The sequence below is a fragment of the Tenacibaculum aestuariivivum genome (assembly GCF_964507685.1).
Classification (GTDB): Bacteria; Bacteroidota; Bacteroidia; order Flavobacteriales; family Flavobacteriaceae; genus Polaribacter; species Polaribacter aestuariivivum.
Genome location: NZ_OZ208414.1, coordinates 267,604 through 286,452 on the forward strand (window position 1 = coordinate 267,604; position 18,849 = coordinate 286,452).

The 18,849-nt window shown below is 28.1% G+C and carries 15 protein-coding genes and 1 pseudogene; 11 read left to right on the top strand and 5 right to left on the bottom strand.

The genetic code is table 11. The features are described from left to right. The first annotated feature begins 28 nt into the window (after nt 1–28). The 6 genes from ACN5J4_RS01085 to ACN5J4_RS01110 all read left to right on the top strand — a co-directional run bounded on the left by ACN5J4_RS01085 (nt 29) and on the right by ACN5J4_RS01110 (nt 8,463). A complete protein-coding gene (locus ACN5J4_RS01085; RefSeq protein ID WP_418650322.1) occupies nt 29–1,210 on the top strand; it encodes a THUMP-like domain-containing protein in 1,182 nt (393 codons plus the stop codon). A gap of 74 nt (nt 1,211–1,284) precedes the next feature. Continuing rightward, on the top strand, nt 1,285–2,088 hold the full coding sequence (gene fdhD, locus ACN5J4_RS01090; RefSeq protein ID WP_418650323.1) for a formate dehydrogenase accessory sulfurtransferase FdhD: 804 nt from the start codon (nt 1,285–1,287) through the stop codon (nt 2,086–2,088). Continuing rightward, on the top strand, nt 2,078–4,372 hold the full coding sequence (locus ACN5J4_RS01095; protein WP_418650324.1) for an FdhF/YdeP family oxidoreductase: 2,295 nt from the start codon (nt 2,078–2,080) through the stop codon (nt 4,370–4,372). The genes fdhD and ACN5J4_RS01095 overlap by 11 nt, the downstream gene beginning before the upstream one ends. A gap of 69 nt (nt 4,373–4,441) precedes the next feature. Next, complete coding sequence (locus tag ACN5J4_RS01100) at nt 4,442–5,062, top strand: SPOR domain-containing protein (RefSeq protein ID WP_418650325.1); 621 nt, start codon at nt 4,442–4,444, stop codon at nt 5,060–5,062. Nucleotides 5,063–5,118: 56 nt separating this feature from the next. Next, entirely contained in the window at nt 5,119–6,594 is a 1,476-nt protein-coding gene (locus ACN5J4_RS01105) for a hypothetical protein (protein ID WP_418650326.1), read from the top strand. 192 nt (nt 6,595–6,786) lie between these two features. Then, nucleotides 6,787–8,463 carry an RluA family pseudouridine synthase gene (locus tag ACN5J4_RS01110; RefSeq protein WP_418650327.1) on the top strand — a complete coding sequence of 559 codons (1,677 nt, stop codon included), beginning with the start codon at nt 6,787–6,789 and terminating at the stop codon, nt 8,461–8,463. 150 nt (nt 8,464–8,613) lie between these two features. Here the strand turns inward: ACN5J4_RS01110 and lon are convergent, their stop codons facing one another. Continuing rightward, nucleotides 8,614–11,070: an endopeptidase La gene (lon, locus tag ACN5J4_RS01115; RefSeq protein WP_418650328.1), complete on the bottom strand. Its 2,457-nt coding sequence runs from the start codon at nt 11,068–11,070 to the stop codon at nt 8,614–8,616. 396 nt (nt 11,071–11,466) lie between these two features. Between lon and ACN5J4_RS01120 the strand changes: the two genes are divergently transcribed. After that, the gene (locus ACN5J4_RS01120) at nt 11,467–12,024 is read left to right on the top strand and encodes an HNH endonuclease (RefSeq protein WP_418650329.1); all 558 of its coding nucleotides are present in this window, start codon (nt 11,467–11,469) and stop codon (nt 12,022–12,024) included. 48 nt (nt 12,025–12,072) lie between these two features. Here ACN5J4_RS01120 and ACN5J4_RS01125 read toward each other — a convergent pair whose 3' ends face one another. The 4 genes from ACN5J4_RS01125 to ACN5J4_RS01140 form a co-directional block, all read right to left on the bottom strand. Next, the gene (locus ACN5J4_RS01125; protein ID WP_418650330.1) at nt 12,073–12,687 is read right to left on the bottom strand and encodes a LysE family translocator; all 615 of its coding nucleotides are present in this window, start codon (nt 12,685–12,687) and stop codon (nt 12,073–12,075) included. 314 nt (nt 12,688–13,001) lie between these two features. Beyond that, the gene (locus ACN5J4_RS01130) at nt 13,002–14,033 is read right to left on the bottom strand and encodes a quinone-dependent dihydroorotate dehydrogenase (RefSeq protein ID WP_418650331.1); all 1,032 of its coding nucleotides are present in this window, start codon (nt 14,031–14,033) and stop codon (nt 13,002–13,004) included. A gap of 102 nt (nt 14,034–14,135) precedes the next feature. Continuing rightward, a complete protein-coding gene (gene pheT, locus ACN5J4_RS01135) occupies nt 14,136–16,562 on the bottom strand; it encodes a phenylalanine--tRNA ligase subunit beta (RefSeq protein ID WP_418650332.1) in 2,427 nt (808 codons plus the stop codon). 387 nt (nt 16,563–16,949) lie between these two features. Next, nucleotides 16,950–17,237 (bottom strand): hypothetical protein, encoded by a 288-nt coding sequence (locus ACN5J4_RS01140; protein ID WP_418650333.1) that lies wholly within the window; start codon nt 17,235–17,237, stop codon nt 16,950–16,952. A gap of 93 nt (nt 17,238–17,330) precedes the next feature. Between ACN5J4_RS01140 and ACN5J4_RS01145 the strand changes: the two genes are divergently transcribed. From ACN5J4_RS01145 to ACN5J4_RS01160, 4 genes and pseudogenes are all read left to right on the top strand, one after another. Beyond that, nucleotides 17,331–17,567, top strand: coding sequence for a hypothetical protein (locus ACN5J4_RS01145; RefSeq protein WP_418650334.1), 237 nt, complete (start codon nt 17,331–17,333; stop codon nt 17,565–17,567). A 15-nt stretch (nt 17,568–17,582) separates the two neighbouring features. Continuing rightward, nucleotides 17,583–17,708, top strand: a pseudogene (locus tag ACN5J4_RS01150) (coenzyme A pyrophosphatase); the annotation flags it as partial. A gap of 48 nt (nt 17,709–17,756) precedes the next feature. Next, a complete protein-coding gene (locus tag ACN5J4_RS01155; protein ID WP_418650335.1) occupies nt 17,757–17,909 on the top strand; it encodes a hypothetical protein in 153 nt (50 codons plus the stop codon). Between the two features lie 104 nt (nt 17,910–18,013). Then, complete coding sequence (locus ACN5J4_RS01160; RefSeq protein ID WP_418650336.1) at nt 18,014–18,847, top strand: lysophospholipid acyltransferase family protein; 834 nt, start codon at nt 18,014–18,016, stop codon at nt 18,845–18,847. Nucleotides 18,848–18,849 lie beyond the last annotated feature (2 nt).

Here is an 18,849-nt window from a genome sequence, read left to right on the forward strand (position 1 = left end):
AATTTGCACATTAAATATAATAAAAATATTGAATTATAATATTTTACAAAAAGAAGTACAACTCTTTATAGACAAAAACTTAAACTCAGATTTAACAAAACTGATTTTAAAAGGAAGTCCTTTTTCTAATATAAGCATACAAAAATTATCTAATCAATTAATTAGTAAGCTTAAATCCCAAAAAAAACTTCCAACTTGGTTTCATGCTAAAAATATTTATTACCCTGCAAAAATTAGTATTGAACAAACATCGTCAGAAGTAACAGCACTTTATAAAGCTTCATTAATTTCAGGAGATACTTTAATTGATATTACAGGTGGTTTCGGAGTAGATACTTTTTATTTTTCTAAAAAAATAAAACAAGTAATTCATACTGAAATTAATGAAGAATTATCTAAAATTGTTAATTATAATTATAATCAATTAAAAGTAAAAAACATACAAACTATAGCAACCGATGGATTAGATTTTCTTAAAAAATCTAATCAATATTTTGATGTTATTTATATTGACCCTTCTCGTAGAAGTGATGTAAAAGGAAAAGTTTTTTTACTAAAAGATTGTCTTCCTAATGTACCTGAAAATATTGATTTTTTATTTAATAAATCTGATATTATATTAATAAAAAACTCACCAATGTTAGATATTACCGCTACATTAAATGAGTTAAAATTTGTAAAATCAATTCACATTATTGCAGTAAATAATGAGGTTAAAGAATTACTTTTTTTATTAGAAAAAAACACTAAACATATAATTAAAGTAAACACAGTTAACTTACTGAAAAACAAAAACCAAGAGTTTAGTTTTAATTTAAACGAAACACATAATGTAACATACAATATTCCTATAAATTTTTTATACGAACCTAATGCTGCAATTTTAAAATCAGGAGGATTTAATGAACTTACAAATGCCTATACCATTTTAAAATTACACCAACATTCGCACCTTTACACCTCTAAAAAATTAGTTGCAAACTTTCCTGGAAGAGTTTTTAAAATAATAGCTGTTTACCCTTATAACAAAAAGAAATTAAAAAAAATATTAACCGTATTAAAAGCAAATATAACAACTCGTAATTTTCCAAAATCGGTTGCACAAATTAGAGCCGAAACAAAATTAAAAGATGGTGGCGATACCTATCTTTTTTTTACTACAAATTGTAACAATGAATTAATTGTAATAAATTGTAGTAAAGTTTTATAAAATAAACACCAAAATATGATAAGCATAAACAAGGTTTTTCATTTCATTTACTTTTAAGTACTTTTGTACATATTATGAAACAAGCAACTGTTTACCAAGCTATAAAATTATCAGAAAACTCTTCATTAGCTGTAGATGATAACCTAGTTATTGAAGCACCTCTTCAAATTAATATAAACAGTGAATCTTATACTGTTGTAATGCGAACACCTGGTGATGATTTTGAACTTATTAGAGGGCTTTTATATGCTGAAGATATATACAAAAGTACTGATGAGTTAGTTATTGATGTAATTGAAAGTAGTAACGACTTTTCTGCTATCTTAAATGTTACTATCCCTAGTAATAAATTAAGAAAAGGCTATTTAAATAAACGTACACTTTTATCAGTTTCATCTTGTGGAATTTGTGGTAAAAAAGAACTAAAAGACTTAAGTACAACAGAAAAACCTTTAATAAAAAAACATAATCAATCAATTAACATAACATTTGATATGTTTTTAAAAATGAATAACTTACAGTATTTATTTAAACTAACAGGAGGTAGCCATGCATGTGCTTTATTTGATAAAAATAAAAAACTATTAACTATTAAAGAAGATATTGGTCGTCATAACGCTGTTGATAAATGTGTTGGCGATTTAATTAATAATAACAAGTTAAAACAAGTAAGCTACATGCTTGTTAGCGGACGCGTTTCGTATGAGATTGTTTCCAAAGCTTTTTTTGCTAAAATACCTATTATTATTGCTGTTTCTGCCTGTTCATCTTTAGCTGTAGATTTTGCTAAAGAATTTGGAATTTGCTTAATAGGATTTAGTAGAAATAATAAAATGACAGTTTACGCTAATCCACAATATATACATCATGAGTACTAAAAAAATACATGCCCAGCCACCCCAAAATTTAACAGGTATTAAAATTATTGATGTTCCTACAAAAGCCGTAGGTACTAAAGCAATAAAATCGGCATTACATCATGTTTTTTCAGAAACAGGTGTTATTAAAGGTATTAGTTTACTTAAAAATATTAATCAATTAAATGGATTCGACTGCCCAGGTTGTGCCTGGCCTGACCCTGATCAAAAAAGAGCTTTTTTAGCAGAATATTGTGAAAATGGTGCAAAAGCTGTTGCTGAAGAAGCTACTACTAACAGAGTATCACCTTTATTTTTTGCCACACACACTGTGCAAGAAATGTCTGAATGGTCTGATTATAAAATAGGAAAAAGCGGACGTATAACACATCCAATGGTTTTACGTGAAGGTAGTAATAATTATGAAGAAATATCATGGAAAGAAGCCTTTAAACTTATAGGTAGTGAGTTAAATAAATTAAAAAATCCCGATGAGGCTATTTTTTATACATCTGGTAGAACAAGCAACGAAGCTGCTTTTTTATATCAACTATTTGTTCGTCAATTTGGTACCAATAATTTACCTGATTGCTCAAACATGTGTCATGAAAGTAGTGGTAGTGGGCTTACCCAAACATTAGGTATAGGTAAAGGATCTGTTACGTTAGATGACTTTAACCATGCTGATTTAGTTATTGTTATAGGTCAGAATCCTGGTACAAATCATCCTAGAATGCTTACCGCTTTAAATGAAACTAAAAATAATGGAGGCAAAATAATTACTATAAATCCATTACCAGAAGTTGGTTTAATAAATTATGTAGACCCTCAAAATCCCTTAAAATGGTTGGGTGATGGAGATAAACTTACTGATCTTTTTCTTCAAGTAAAAATTAATGGAGATGTTGCATTGCTTAAAATCATTTTAAAGTTAATGAAAGAGCAAGAAGAAACTAAAGGCGGAGTTTTTAATCATGAGTTTATAAAAGAGAAAACAGCTGGTTTAGAAATTTTTTTGACTGAATTAGATACATATTCAATAGCTGAATTACTACCTCAAACAGGCTTATCATTAAATATTATTAAAGAAGCTACTAATATGATTATCAACAATGATAAGATTATTATTTGCTGGGCAATGGGGTTAACACAGCATAAAAATGCAGTTGATAATATTAGAGAAGTTGTTAATTTACTACTATTAAAAGGAAGTATTGGTAAAAAAGGCGCTGGTACTTGTCCTGTGCGAGGTCACTCAAACGTACAAGGCGACCGTACCATGGGTATTTGGGAAAAACCTAAAGACAGTTTTTTAAATAGCTTAGAAAAAGAATTTCAGTTTAAAGCACCGCGCAAACATGGTTATGATGTAGTTGCTGCTATTGAAGCCATGCATCAAAAAAAAGCAAGTGTTTTTGTAGGAATGGGTGGAAATTTTATTTCAGCAACTCCTGATACCGAATTTACAGCCAATGCTTTAAAAAAATGTGACTTAACAGTGCAAATTTCAACAAAATTAAATCGAAGTCATTTAATTCATGGAAAACAGGCATTAATTTTACCTTGTTTAGGTCGTTCAGAAAAAGATGTTCAAAAAGGCGGAGAACAATTTATTACTGTTGAAAACTCTATGGGTGTTGTTCATCAATCAAATGGTCATTTAAATCCAAGTTCAGTTCATTTATTAAGTGAACCAGCCATTGTAGTTGGTATGGCTAAAGAAACACTAAAAAATACTAAAATAAATTGGTCGTTATTAATTACAAATTACGATTTAATTCGTGATAAAATTGAAGCTACAATTCCTGGGTTTGAAAATTACAACAAAAAAGTTCGAGTAAAAGGAGGTTTTTATTTGCCAAATAATGCTAGAGATAATAACTTTACTCCTACTGCATCAGGAAAAGCAAATTTTACAACAAACTTACCATCTGATATTATTTTAGAAAAAAGTCAGTTTATGATGATGACCATTCGTACACACGATCAATATAATACAACTATTTATGGGTTAGATGATCGTTATAGAGGTATTTTAAATGAACGTAGAGTTATATTTATGAACCCTGAAGATATGAAAGAACAAGGCTTGCTAAAATTAGATAAAGTTGATATTACAAGTCACTTTCAAGGAGAAAAAAGGCACGCAATAGGTTTTTTAGTAATTCCTTACAGTATTCCTAAGCAATGTACTGCTACTTATTTTCCTGAAACAAACGTACTAGTTCCTTTAAAAAGTAAAGCTAGAATTAGTCATACACCAGCTTCAAAAACTGTTATAATTACAGTTAAAAAGCAAGACTAAAAAAAGAATTGTATTTTAGCTAAAAAAAATAATAACAAACTCATATTAATACTAATAACATCTAAAATTATGCCTTTTATAGAAGAAGATAAATTTAACTCAATGCAAGAAGACTTAGAGAATGCTAAGTTAAAAGTTGATGAAGTAGAAAATGAATTAAATGAAACAAAAAGTAAGTTTGTTTCGTTTAAAAAAAAATCTAAAAGAATTCCTGTCCTATTAGGATTATTATTAGGGCTATCGTTAGGAGCTTGTTATTATTTTTATACTAAACAAACAGTAGTAAATTCTTTTTCAGAAACTGAAATAATAGCTCTAAAAAAGAAAGAAGGTATACGTTTATTAGATAGTATTGAAGTAGCAAATACAAGAAATAATATAAACGAAAATACTAATGTTACTACAGAAAATTTAGAAGAAACTATTAATGAAGTAAGTGAAAATATCAATGGTGAAACCATATACTCTGTTCAAATAGGTGTACTTTCTGAAAAAAAATTCCCTTTATTATCATCAACCACAATACCTACAACCGTAACCTCTAATAATGGATATTTTAAATATTCGGTAGGCTTATTTTCTACTTTAAATGAAGCTAGAAATTTAAGAAAAGAATTAGTTACGCTAGGTTTTGATGACGCTTTTATAGCTTCTTACATTGATGGAAAACGTCAAAAAATACATAATTAAAAACAGTATTAATGTTATTTAAATTTAGTACAAGAACACTCATAGTCTGTTTTACTATGAGTGTTCATTTTTTTTACGCACAAACAGTATTACCTAAAAAAGAAATACAAATAGGTTTTGGTCAAATAGATTTTTTAGATATTAAAATGCCTGAAAATGAAAAGGATATGGGGTTTACAGGTATTCATTATAATTTTAAACTTAATAACTGGAGTTATGCAGGTGTTGGTTTTTATGGTGCTGTAAGCGGTATTCGAGGTGGTTTTTTTACACTAGGACTTAATGCAGGTATTCAACAAAAAATAACAAAAAATATTTTTATTGATACAGGTATTCATTTTGGCGCTGGTGGTGGTGCAGCGGCGCCTGATGGTGGCGGTGCATTTATTTTACCTCATTTAAATTTAGGATACGATTTTAAATATTTTTCAACTACAGCAGGTTATAGCTATGTTAATTTTTTTGATAAAGGAACTATTAAAAGCAGTCAGTTTAATATAGCTATTCAAATACCACTATCATATACTACTACTAATTTTAAAGTACGTGAAAATACTTATAGTATTGATAATTTGATTAATAGTGACTGGAATATACCTAGTAGTAATATTTCATTAATGGTACATTTAAATAACTTATCGGTTTCTAATGGTAATTATAAGAATAAAAAAATACGATTAGCTGGTTTTGAATTAAATTCATACTTAAATAAAAATATATTCTTTTTTATAAAAGCTGACGGAGCTTACCACGGAATTAAAGCGGGGTATATGGATATTCTTTTAGGAGGTGGGTACCATATATCAATAAATAAGAACCAAACAAATATATTAGCTAAGTTTGGCGTAGGTGCAGGCGGTGGCGGTGGTGTTAATACTGAGGGAGGTTTTTTAATTTATCCTGATATTTCAATTGAACAAAAGTTATTTAATAATATGTATGCTTCTATTAATAAAGGGTATTTAACAACACCTAATACTCATTTTAGTGCTACTACATTAGGGTTTGGTTTAAAATATTATTTAGATAAAGATGGCATTTCATCAAAAGAAAAAAACTTTACTAAAGCTAAATTTAAAGGTCTAGAAGCTATAATAAAACAAGATTTTTATATAGCTGCCGCTAGAGATAATAACGGTAGATTTAATAAGGATATGCATCAACTTTCATTACAAGTTAATTTTTTTATAAATAAATATATATATGGATCTGGTCAAACATCTTTTGCTAATTTTGGTGATGCAGGGGCTTACGCCGAAGGTATTGTAGGCTTAGGAATTCAATCAAATAATTTTTTAAACAATACTACATCAGTGTTTTTACAAGTATTAGGTGGTGCAGCTGGTGGTGGTGGTATTAGTACAGGACAGGGATTAATTGTAAAACCAAGTGTAGGTGTTAATTACAAGTTAACTAATAAATTAAACATTCGTGGAGGTTTAGGGTATGTAAAAGCTCGTGGAGGTCAATTAAGTAGTACTTATTTAAATGTAGGTTTGAATTATAATTTCTCTTTTATAAGTGTTAAGTAATATAACATTTAAAATCAGTTTTTTTCTAATAAAAACTACAGATATATAATGCCATCAAATAAAATTATAATAACTATTACCCCTTATTTATTATATTAGCTTATACTTACTATTAAAATAACTATTTTTAATATATCAATACTTTTAGTAGTATCAAAAATAATATAACACAACACCTCTAGCCTATTCATTTTGCAAACATATTTTCAATATTTTTCTAGTCCTATAAATAATACACCACTTCCTACTAAATTTACTTTTCCGTTTTACTACGAGCCACATTACTTAAGTAAGTTGGCTGCTAATGAAGTACAACAATACTTAAAGGTTCAAAAAGATTTTGAACACAACTTTGGGCTAAACACTTCAAAAAAAGGGTTACCTATTGGAAAAATGTTTGGAGTTTTAGTAGTAAAGAATAGCCAAAAAGAAATTGGTTATATTACTGCTGTTTCAGGCAAGTTGGCTGATAAAAATAACCACATTAAGTTTGTGCCTCCGGTGTATAATATGCTTGCTGAAAACTCATTTTATATTAAAGAAAAAGAAGCGTTAAATATGATTAATATAAAATTAGCCTTTCTTGAAAACAATAAAGAGTATATAAAATTACAAGCTTTATATGAATGTGAAAATAAAAAAGCAACAGATGATATTGAAAGTAAAAAAATTGCTTTAAAAATAGCAAAAAAAGAACGAAACTTAAAAAGAGAAAAAGCTTTAACTATATTAAAACCAGAAGAATATATTATTTTAAATAAAAAACTAAACGATGAAAGTTTAAAAGCAAAACATTATTTAAATAACGTTTGTCGTTATTGGGACCATACTTTAAAACCTATTAAGGATAAACTTACTGTTTTCACCAACAAAATAACATTATTAATGGCACAACGTAAAGCCAAATCAGTTGCTTTACAGGTGTATATTTCTGAGCAATATCAGTTTTTAAATATAAATAAAGAGGTTAAAAATTTAGCAGAATTATTCACAAATACTTCAGTACAAAACTTACCTGCTGGCTCAGGTGAGTGCGCTGCTCCAAAATTACTACAATATGCTTTTTTAAATAATTTAAAACCGATTGCAATGGCTGAATTTTGGTGGGGAAAATCACCAAATAAAGAAATTAGAAAACATCAACAATTTTATCCAGCTTGTCAAGGAAAATGTAAACCTATTTTAACCCATATGTTAGCTGGAATTGAAATGGATATAAACCCCTTATTACAAAATCCTGCAATTGGTAAAGAGCTTGAAATTATTTTTGAAGATGAGGAGATAATTGTAATACATAAACCTAATGAGTTTTTATCGGTTCCTGGAATTCATATTCAAGATTCTGTATATTCTAGAATAAAACAACAGGTAAAAAACATTTCGGGACCTATTATTGTACATCGTTTAGATATGGCTACTTCTGGTTTGTTAATTTTGGCTAAAAATAAAGCTGCACATAAGTTTTTGCAAAGTCAGTTTATTAATAAGACTGTTAAAAAAAGGTATACAGCTTTGTTAGATGGAATTGTTACTGAAAATAACGGTTTTATAAATTTACCTTTAAGGGTTGATTTAGATGATAGACCAAGGCAGTTGGTGTGTTACGAGCATGGAAAACCTGCAAAAACAAAATGGAAAGTTATTGAGCGTAAAAATGGAAAAACTAAAGTACACTTTTATCCTATTTCTGGAAGAACTCATCAATTAAGGGTACATTCTGCTCATAATTTAGGTTTAAATACACCTATTGTAGGTGATGATTTATATGGTAATAAATCAGATAGATTGTATTTGCATGCTGATACTTTAGAGTTAACTCATCCTATTACAAAACAAATAATGATTTTTAATAAGAAAGCTGATTTTTAGGTTTTATCACACTAAAATTAATAAAGTTATTTAGCACCGATTTAAGGATTTACTCTTGCTTTTTTAGCAAGAAGATGGAAAATAGTTTTAAACTATATTAAAAAAATACTATAAAAAAGCCTCTCAAATTAAATTTGAGAGGCTTTTTTATTACACTAATTTCTTTGCATTTTTTACTTTTTGCTTAGTAAGTGCAATATCAATTACTTCATGCATTTCGGTTACATAATGAAAGGTTAATCCTTTTAAATAACTTTCTTTTATTTCATCGATATCTTTTTTGTTATCGGCGCATAAAATAATTTCCTTAATATTAGCACGTTTTGCTGCCAATATTTTTTCTTTTATTCCACCTACGGGTAATACTTTACCACGAAGTGTAATTTCACCGGTCATGGCTAGCTTATTTTTAACCTTACGTTGGGTGTATACCGATACTAGTGAGGTTAACATAGTAATACCAGCACTTGGTCCGTCTTTTGGAGTTGCTCCTTCAGGTACATGAATATGCACATCGTACTTATCTAATATATCAGGGTTAATTCCAAAATCATCAGCATTTGCTTTGATATATTTCATTGCAATTGTAGAAGATTCTTTCATAACCTTTCCTAAATTACCTGTAATAGATAGATTTCCTTTTCCTTTTGATAAAATAGATTCTATAAATAAAATATCTCCACCAACACTTGTCCATGCTAATCCGGTAACCACACCGGCTACGTCATTATTTTCGTATTTATCACGTTCTAAACGGGCTGTACCTAAAATTGTTTCAATATCATCATTAGTTAAAGCAACATTATATTCTTCCTCCATAGCTATAGATTTAGCTACAAAACGAACAACTTTTGCTACTTGTTTTTCTAAACCACGTACTCCTGATTCACGCGTATATCCTTCAACTATTTTTTCTAATTGCTTTTTACCAACTGTTAAATGTTTAGGTAATAAACCATGTTCTTTTAATTGCTTTGGAAATAAATATTTTTTAGCAATTTCTACTTTTTCTTCAGTTGTGTATCCTGTTACGTTAATAATTTCCATTCTATCACGTAATGCCCAAGGAATTTGACCTAAATTATTAGCTGTTGCTATAAAAAACACCTTTGAAAGGTCGTAGCCTACCTCTAAATAATTGTCATAAAACTCACTATTTTGTTCAGGATCTAATACTTCTAACATTGCAGATGAAGGGTCTCCTTGATTGCTTTGACTCAGTTTATCTATTTCATCTAACACAAAAACAGGGTTTGAAGTTCCTGATTTTTTTATGTTTTGAATTAAACGCCCTGGCATTGCCCCAATATATGTTTTACGATGTCCTCTAATTTCAGCTTCATCACGCAAGCCACCTAATGACATACGTACGTATTTACGCCCTAATGCCTCTGCTACCGATTTACCTAATGATGTTTTACCAACACCAGGAGGACCATATAAACAAATAATTGGTGACTTCATGTCACCACGTAATTTTAAAACAGCTAAATGCTCTATAATACGTTGTTTAACCTTTTCTAAACCAAAATGATCTCTATCTAATATTTTTTGAGCTCTTTTTAAATCAAATTTATCTTTAGAGTATTCATTCCATGGTAACTCTAACATTAATTCTAAATAATTACGTTGCACACCATATTCAGCCATTTGAGGGTTCATTCGTTTTAAACGATTTAATTCCTTTTCAAATGTTTCCGCAACTTCTTTATTCCATTTTTTTGTTTTAGACTTGACCCTCATTTCATCTAACTCCTCATCATGGGAAACACCACCTAATTCATCTTGAATGGTTTTTAATTGTTGGTGCAAATAATATTCACGTTGTTGTTTATCTAAATCCGAACGTGTTTTTGATTGAATATCATTTCGTAACTGTAACTTTTGTAACTCTTTATCTAAATTTTTTAATGTTAAAAGTGCACGTTCTTTCAGGTTATCCTTTTCAAGAATAACTTGTTTTTTAGCAACACTTAAATCCATATTTGATGAAATAAAATTCACCAAAAATGAGTTAGATTTAATATTATTAATAGCAAAAGAAGCTTCTGAAGGTAACATCGGATTTTCTTTAATAACCTCTAACGCAAGTTCTTTTATAGATTCTATAATTGCTTCAAACTCTTTTTCATTATCAACCTCTAAATCATCTTTAGCCTCATGAACTTTTGCTTTTAAATAAGGTTCTTCTTGTGTAATTTCATCAATTTCAAACCGTTTTTTTCCTTGAATAATAACTGTTGTATTACCATCAGGCATTTTAAGAACGCGTAGAATTTGTGCAACTACCCCTGTTTTATGAATATCATCTAATCCAGGGTTTTCTACATCTGGATTTTTTTGAGAAACAACGCCAATTATTTTATCAGCCTTATTAGCATCTTTAATTAACTGGATAGATTTATTTCTACCAGCAGTAATAGGAATAACAACACCTGGAAATAATACCGCATTTTTTAAAGGTAAAATTGGTAATTCAGCAGGTACAGCTTCTTTATTAATTATTTCTTCATCTTCAGGAGTTAATAAAGGAATTAATTCTGAATCCTCATTAAAAGCATCTTGAAGCGACAAATTGTCTAAATGTATTATTTTTGATTTGCTCATATCTTTTATCTATGTCATAGTGACATTTTTACCATTTTTTATAATTGTAAAAAGCACTTCTTAAACTTGTAAACACTTAATAAATAACCGAATAAGTTAAATTAAGTTTTTTTACCCACTATTATAAGTCAATTGTTATGCCAAGTAAAAAAATACTCAATCTATTAATAATAATATTAAATTAATACAAAAAGTATATAGTTATTTTTATTTAAAATAATAAAGCATATACAAATATCCTATTGATATAACTATTTACACTTGTTATTGTAACAACCATTATAATACTATAAATCAGTTATTTACAAATATTTTGATGTTGAAATAAATTTTGTACATTTACAAAAAATAATAAAGTGCTATTTATTATTTAAGTTCAGATAAATATATTGGAAAATGATACGAAACTACAGAAATGAAAAGTGGAAAGAATTAGTATTTGACAATAAAATCTCTGAAAAAGAAAAATTTAAAATATCCAACTACGGTAGAATTATCAACTGCAAAACAGCTGAGGAATTTATAGTTAAAGAATACTTTATAAATGGTTACCAAAACTTACCGTTGAAACAACAAGAAAACGGAAAAAATACAAGTAGGTACGTTCACAAACTAGTGGCAGAAACCTTTTTAGAAAAAAAAGAAGATGAATTATATGTAATTCATTTAAATTATGACAAAAAAGATAATCGGGTAGAAAACCTTAAATGGGCTACAAAAAGAGAAAAAGAAATACACCAATTCTCTAACCCTGTTTATAAAAATAAAGTTCATAAACCTACCAATGTAAAACTTAGCGTAACAAAAGTTAAGCTACTTAAGCGAAAATTAAACGACCCTAACAGAAGAACTCGTTTAAAAATAATTGCAAAACAATTTGGAATTTCTGAAATGCAACTTCACCGAATTAAAACGGGTGAAAATTGGGGATACGTAAAAGAAGGTAATGTTTAAACTACATTAACAAACCACGCTCTAATAAAATTTATAAGAGCGTGGTTTTTAGTATAAAATAAATATAGCAATACCAACAAAAACTATTATCTGTGCCCATTTTAGGTATATTGCTATTTTAGCATTATTTTTTACAAAAACTGATATAGTACTTGCCAAAACAGCTATTAGTGAAAAAATAATAAATGAAGTTAAAATAAAAACACCTCCTAAAACATAAAACTGAACAACAACAGTTATAGTTTTTGAAAATAAAAACTGAGGAAAAAAAGCTAAAAAGAAAATGGTAACTTTCGGGTTTAAAACATTCATCCAAAAGCCTTTTTTAAACAACTCTAAAGTTGTTTTTTTACTAATATTGTTTGTTAAAAAAGTAATTTTGGCATCACTCTTATAAACCTCACAAGCTAAATACAGTAAATAACCTGCTCCTAGTAATTTAATAATAAAAAATAAATAAGAGTGTTGTTTTAAAATTTCAGAAACACCAAAAGCAACCAAAGTAGTATGAACAAGGCAACCAGTCATTAAGCCTACAACTGTAGCTAATCCATATTTTTTTCCATTAACAATACTTTGCGTTAAAACAAAAATATTGTCGGGCCCAGGCGAAAGTGCTAATGTAGCTGTAGCTAAAATAAACGCAATAAAAATTTCTATCATTTTCTATTCAGATACTATTTTTATAAATTATTACATAATGTAACTATATAACCTCTTTTTATGTAAATAGTATAATTCGAAGCCACTACCTGCTTTTCGCACTCGCTTCTTACTGAAAAAAGTAAGAGAGCTCAAACAAATGCTACAATCGGGGCTAAGCTTTTTTATTATTTTTTTTATTCATTAAAGTTATTTCCATTATTTTTATAAAATATTAAAGCCATAAGTTTTAAATAAATAAAGTATATTTTTATAACTAAAAAAACAACCCATTTTTAAACAGATTGCTTTTTTATTACCTAAAGCAGTTTAACTTATTGCGCTAAAATAGCTTTATTTATTCTTTTAACTAAACAAGGTCCTTCGTAAATAAAACCAGTATAAATTTGAACTAAATCAGCACCAGCATTAATTTTATCTAAAGCATCTTTTTCAGAATGAATACCTCCTACTCCAATAATAGGAAAAGCTTTGTTAGAATTATCAGCTAAATATTTAATAACCTTAGTACTTCTATCTTTTACAGGCTGACCGCTAACACCACCGTTTCCAATTTCTTTTAACCTACTGTTAGTAGCTTTTAAATTATCTCTATTAACAGAAGTGTTTGAAGCAATAACACCATCAATTTTTGTTTGTGCAACCAATTCAATAATTTCATCTAATTGCTGATTATTTAAATCAGGAGCAATTTTTAATAAAATAGGTTTTTGTTTTTTTTCTTTATTATTTAGCTTTTGAACAGCCGTAATTAATTCTTTTAAATAAGCTACGTCATCTAATTTTGCATGACTACCAACATTTGGGCAACTTACATTTAAAACAAAATAATCTACATAAGGGTGTAACCCTTTAAAACAAGTTAAGTAATCTTGTGTATAATTTTCAGGTGCTGTATTAGTGTTTTTTCCAATATTACCACCAATAATAATTTTTCCTTTATTCTTTTTTAATTGCTCAATTGCAATTTCTAATCCATCATTATTAAAGCCCATTCGGTTAATAATTCCTTGATCATCTTTTAAACGAAATAATCTTTTCTTTTCATTACCAGCCTGACCTTTTGGTGTTACCGTTCCTATTTCAACAAACCCAAACCCAAAGTTTGCTAATTCGTTGTATAATACTGCATTTTTATCAAAACCAGCAGCTAAACCAACAGGATTCTTAAATGTTAATCCAAATAAATTACGTTCTAATTTTTTATTATTAACTTGATATAAACTTCTAAAAATTGAAGAAACAAACGGTATTTTAGATAACGTTTTAACTAATGAAAAAGTAAAGTAATGTATCTTTTCAGGATCAAAAAGAAAAAAAATTGGGCGTATTATTAATTTGTACATATTTTTTTATTAAAATATTTTTAACATAAAGTGCTTTAAAATAATTAAGGTATAATAAGTATTAAAATATAAAAAAAGCTCCAAATAAATGGAGCTTTTAGATTATCTTAAAACAGCTTCTAAATTTTTTTCAAATGTTAGTTTTAGTTTTTGCATTATTTTATCAATTTGTTTATCTGCTAATGTTTTATTTTCATCTTGTAATACAAAGCTCACAGCATAAGATTTTTTACCTTCTGGTAACTTATCTCCTTCATAAACATCAAATAAATCTACCTCTTTCAATAATTTCTTTTCTGTTTGAAAAGCAAGATTGAATATTTCTTTAAACTCAACTTTATTATCTAATAACAATGCTAAATCACGTTTTACGGTAGGAAACTTTGGTAATTCTATTATTTTAATTTTCTTATTTCCTACTAAAGGTAAAATATTTTGCCAATTAAAATCAGCATATAACACCTCTTGTTTTATAGAGAATTCTTTTAAAATAGTTTTCGTTACAACACCAAATTCAACTAACTTAGTTTTACCTAAACTTAATATCAAACCTTCAGAAAACACATTTGATTTAACTGGAGTAGTTTTTAAATTTTCAAGCCCTAATCGACTTAATAAGTTTATTACAATTCCTTTTAAATAAAAGAAATCAGAAGTTTTATTTGTAATTTTCCAATTAGCTTTAGTTCTATTTCCAGTAACAAATAATGTTAAATGTTTATCTTCTTGATATCCACTTTCATACTTATGATACGTTTTACCAAACTCATAAAACTTCAAAGCATTATTCTTTCTGTTTATATTATACGAAACAGATTCTAAACCACTAAATAATAAAGATTGACGCATAACCTTTAAGTCGTTACTTAACGGATTAAGCATTTCAACATTATGTGTTTCATTTAAATCTTCAGATAAAGCAACATAATCTTCCTTAGTTAAAGAGTTTGCCATTGTTTCATTAAAACCTAACGAGGTTAACTGATTTGCTATAGTGTTTTCAATTTTAACATTTTTATCGCTATCAAAAGAAATTGATGTATTTAATTTATGAGAAAATTCAATGTTATTATAACCATAAACTCTTAAAATTTCTTCAATAATATCAGCTTCACGCTGTACATCTACTCTATAAGAAGGAATTGTTAAACCTAAACCTCCTTCTGTTACACTATTTATTTTAATTTCTAAAGAAGCTAAAATATTTTTAATTGTTTCTTTTGGAATTTCTTGACCTATTAGTTTATACGTATTTTCAAAAGATAAAAACACTTCAAAATCTTCTATTTTTTTTGGATAAAAATCTAAAATATCAGAAGACATTTTTCCACCAGCATACTCTTCTATTAATAAAGCTGCTCTTTTTAAAGCATACTCTGTTAAACTAATATCAATACCTCTTTCAAAACGAAAAGAAGCATCGGTATTTAAGGCGTGCCTTTTGGCTGTTTTACGAACATATACAGGATTAAAATAAGCACTTTCTAAAAAAATAGCAGTAGTATGTTCTGTAACACCTGATTTTAAACCTCCAAAAACACCAGCAATACATAAAGGATTACTGTCTGCGTCACAAATCATAATATCGTCTTTATCTAACACCCTTTCCACTTCATCTAAAGTTGTAAATTTTGTACTCTTTTCTAAAGTTTTTACAATAACTTTATTTCCTTTTATTTTATTAGCATCAAAGGCATGTAATGGTTGTCCTAATTCATGTAACACATAGTTTGTTATATCAACAATGTTATTTTTAGGGGTAATACCAATAGCTTTTAATCTATTCTGAATCCATTCAGGTGAATCTTTTACCTCAATATCAGTAATGGTAATACCACAATAACGAGGTACTAAATTTTTATCTTCAACCTCAATATCAATTTTCTGTGTACGTTCATCAACATGAAAATCAGATACAGAAGGAGATATTAATTCTAAATTTGTTCCTTGTTGAATTAACCCAGCTCTTAAATCACGCGCCACACCAAAATGGCTCATAGCATCTGCTCGGTTTGGTGTTAAACCAATTTCAAAAACATAATCCGTTTCAATATTAAAAACTTTTGAACAAGGGGTTCCAATAGTTAAAGTATCGTCTAAAACCATTATTCCGTCATGACCTTTACCTAAACCTAACTCATCTTCAGCACAAATCATTCCATAGCTTTCTTCGCCTCTAATTTTTCCTTTTTTAATTTTAAAAGCCTCCCCCTTACTATCATACAATGTTGTTCCTACAGTAGCTACGGGTACTTTTTGACCTACTGCTACATTTGGAGCTCCGCATACTATTTGAACAGGTTGTCCATCTCCTAAGTCAACAGTAGTCACTTTTAACTTATCTGCGTTTGGGTGCTTTATACATGTTTTTACTTCACCAACTACAATACCCTTTAAGCTTCCTTTGATGCTTTCTACTGTTTCAATTCCCTCTACCTCAAGACCTAAATCTGTTAATAGTTCTCCTGTTTTTTCAGCTTCCCAGTCTGTTTGTAAAAATTGTCGTAACCAATTGTATGATATCTTCATAATCAATCTCTAATTTGAGCTGACAAATTTAAGGAAAATAAAGGAAAAAACTACGTTACTTTTATGATACCACCTACCTTACTGACTTTTAATTATTTGATAGTTTATATTATGCGTAATAATATGTTTTTTGAACTGCGTGATTTACATTTTTTAACCCAAAAATGATAGTTATTTTTTACAGTAAGTATATCAGTAAAGTTTATAACAAAATTATTTTTTATAAAACAAAAGTAACTTGTTTTATTAAGGCTAAGATTAAACACAAACACTTAAAAGTTATTGTAGTGTTTGTTTAGCGCTTTATAAGGCATATATAATGAAAGTTATATCTAATAAAAAAAGTACTTCAAATAAGTAATTTTTCACTTATTTGAAGTACTTTTTTTATGATACGTTTATTGTTTTTTTACTTGTAAAAACATAGGTGTATAACCACATAAGTGTAAACGTAGGTATAATATCTAAACCAGGTACGGCCTCTTCAATAAAAGAAATTGCTGCTGCAATTTTACCTTTATTTCCTTTATACATTTTTGTCATTAAATATGCTGATGCTGGAGCCCATACAATGTCAGTTAATTCACCCAAACCTGGTATAGTATAAGAAATTAATCCAACAATATCTAGCAATATACTTATTGCTAATTTTTTATATTTATTTTGTTTATTCATTTAATTAATATTAATTATAATAAATATAAATCAAAGTTCACGCCAAATTTATATAATTCTAAATTACATATAGACTCTAAAAACTTAAACTTAATGATTTTTTCTGATTTCAGAAATAAAATAGAAGAAATACAAAACAAACCTTTAGGGGGTTTAGCATCACAACTTAAACTTGCTCCTAAATTAAGAACACAGTTTTCTGAAGAATTAATTAAAAATATAAAACCAAAAAAAGCTGCTGTTTTAACCTTATTCTATCCTGATAAAAATAATCAAACACGTTTTTTATTAACACTTAGAGCCAACTACAACGGTAAACATGCTGCATAAGTTAGCTTTCCTGGTGGCAAAATTGCATTAAGTGATAATAACCTTCAAGAAACGGCATTAAGAGAAACTTTTGAAGAAGTTGAAGTTAATAAACATATTGTAAATATTATTCGTCAAATATCCAATTCTTATATACCTCCTTCTAATTTTTTAGTAACTCCTTTTGTTGGCTTTACCAAAACAAAACCTATGTTTAGAATAAATTATGAAGTTGCTAATGTTATAGAAGTTTTAATAAGTGATTTGTTAAATGAAACCAATTTAACATCAATAAAAATTAAAACATCATACATGAAAAAAACTAAGGTACCTTGCTTTAAATTAAATGATTATATTATTTAGGGTGCTACAGCAATGATACTGTATGAAATTAAAGACCTCTTTAAATAGTAATATTTTCTATTTCTTTTGTACTTTAGCTTTTAATACTTAAAATTTAACTACAAATGCCTTTATTAAAAAGGAATCCGTTCGGACATCTATTATTCTTAAAAAGATTACTTATTCAAACACTAGGTATTATATCACATGGTAGGTATCGAAAATTTAATCAACTACAAATTGAAGGTTCTGAAATTTTAAGAAATCTTCCTGATAAAAACGTTTTATTTATATCAAATCACCAAACCTATTTTGCAGACGTAGCTGCTATGTTTCATGTATTTAACGCTGCTTTAAAAGGACGTGATGATAATATTAAAAATTTAGGATATTTATGGAATCCAAAACTTAATATATACTATATAGCAGCTGGTGAAACAATGCGTGCAGGCTTATTACCAAAAATATTTGCTTATGCAGGTTCCATTTCAGTAGAAAGAACTTGGAGAAGTAAAGGTAAAGATGTGAAAAGACAAGTCAAAATGTCAGATATCTCTAACATTCGTAAAGCCTTAGATGATGGTTGGGTTATTACTTTTCCGCAAGGAACAACAACACCTTTCAAACCTGTTCGTCGTGGTACTGCCCATATTATAAAAACATACAAACCTGTAGTAGTTCCTATTGTTATTGATGGTTTTAGACGTTCTTTTGATAAAAAAGGGTTAATGATAAAAAAGCGGAATGTTTTACAATCAATGGTAATTAAAGAACCTTTAGATATTGATTATGAAAATGAAGAAGTTGCAAGTATTATTGAGAAAATTGAATATGCAATAGAACAACATCCTTCATTTCTAAAAGTATTAACACCAAAACAACTGAAAGAACAAGAAGAGTTTATCAATAAGAGAAGTTTTTGGGGAGTTGATACACCTAAACAAAAAAATAAACAATAGCG

Bases quoted from the DNA above. Each gene is read 5' to 3' on its own strand.
- ACN5J4_RS01160 (WP_418650336.1), top strand. From the start codon at position 18,014: ATGCCTTTATTAAAAAGGAATCCGTTCGGACATCTATTATTCTTAAAA.
- ACN5J4_RS01100 (WP_418650325.1), top strand. From the start codon at position 4,442: ATGCCTTTTATAGAAGAAGATAAATTTAACTCAATGCAAGAAGACTTA.
- lon (WP_418650328.1), bottom strand. From the start codon at position 11,070: ATGAGCAAATCAAAAATAATACATTTAGACAATTTGTCGCTTCAAGAT.
- fdhD (WP_418650323.1), top strand. From the start codon at position 1,285: ATGAAACAAGCAACTGTTTACCAAGCTATAAAATTATCAGAAAACTCT.
- ACN5J4_RS01140 (WP_418650333.1), bottom strand. From the start codon at position 17,237: ATGAATAAACAAAATAAATATAAAAAATTAGCAATAAGTATATTGCTA.
- pheT (WP_418650332.1), bottom strand. From the start codon at position 16,562: ATGAAGATATCATACAATTGGTTACGACAATTTTTACAAACAGACTGG.
- ACN5J4_RS01145 (WP_418650334.1), top strand. From the start codon at position 17,331: ATGATTTTTTCTGATTTCAGAAATAAAATAGAAGAAATACAAAACAAA.
- ACN5J4_RS01120 (WP_418650329.1), top strand. From the start codon at position 11,467: ATGATACGAAACTACAGAAATGAAAAGTGGAAAGAATTAGTATTTGAC.
- ACN5J4_RS01130 (WP_418650331.1), bottom strand. From the start codon at position 14,033: ATGTACAAATTAATAATACGCCCAATTTTTTTTCTTTTTGATCCTGAA.
- ACN5J4_RS01155 (WP_418650335.1), top strand. From the start codon at position 17,757: ATGTTTAGAATAAATTATGAAGTTGCTAATGTTATAGAAGTTTTAATA.
- ACN5J4_RS01125 (WP_418650330.1), bottom strand. From the start codon at position 12,687: ATGATAGAAATTTTTATTGCGTTTATTTTAGCTACAGCTACATTAGCA.
- ACN5J4_RS01105 (WP_418650326.1), top strand. From the start codon at position 5,119: ATGAGTGTTCATTTTTTTTACGCACAAACAGTATTACCTAAAAAAGAA.
- ACN5J4_RS01095 (WP_418650324.1), top strand. From the start codon at position 2,078: ATGAGTACTAAAAAAATACATGCCCAGCCACCCCAAAATTTAACAGGT.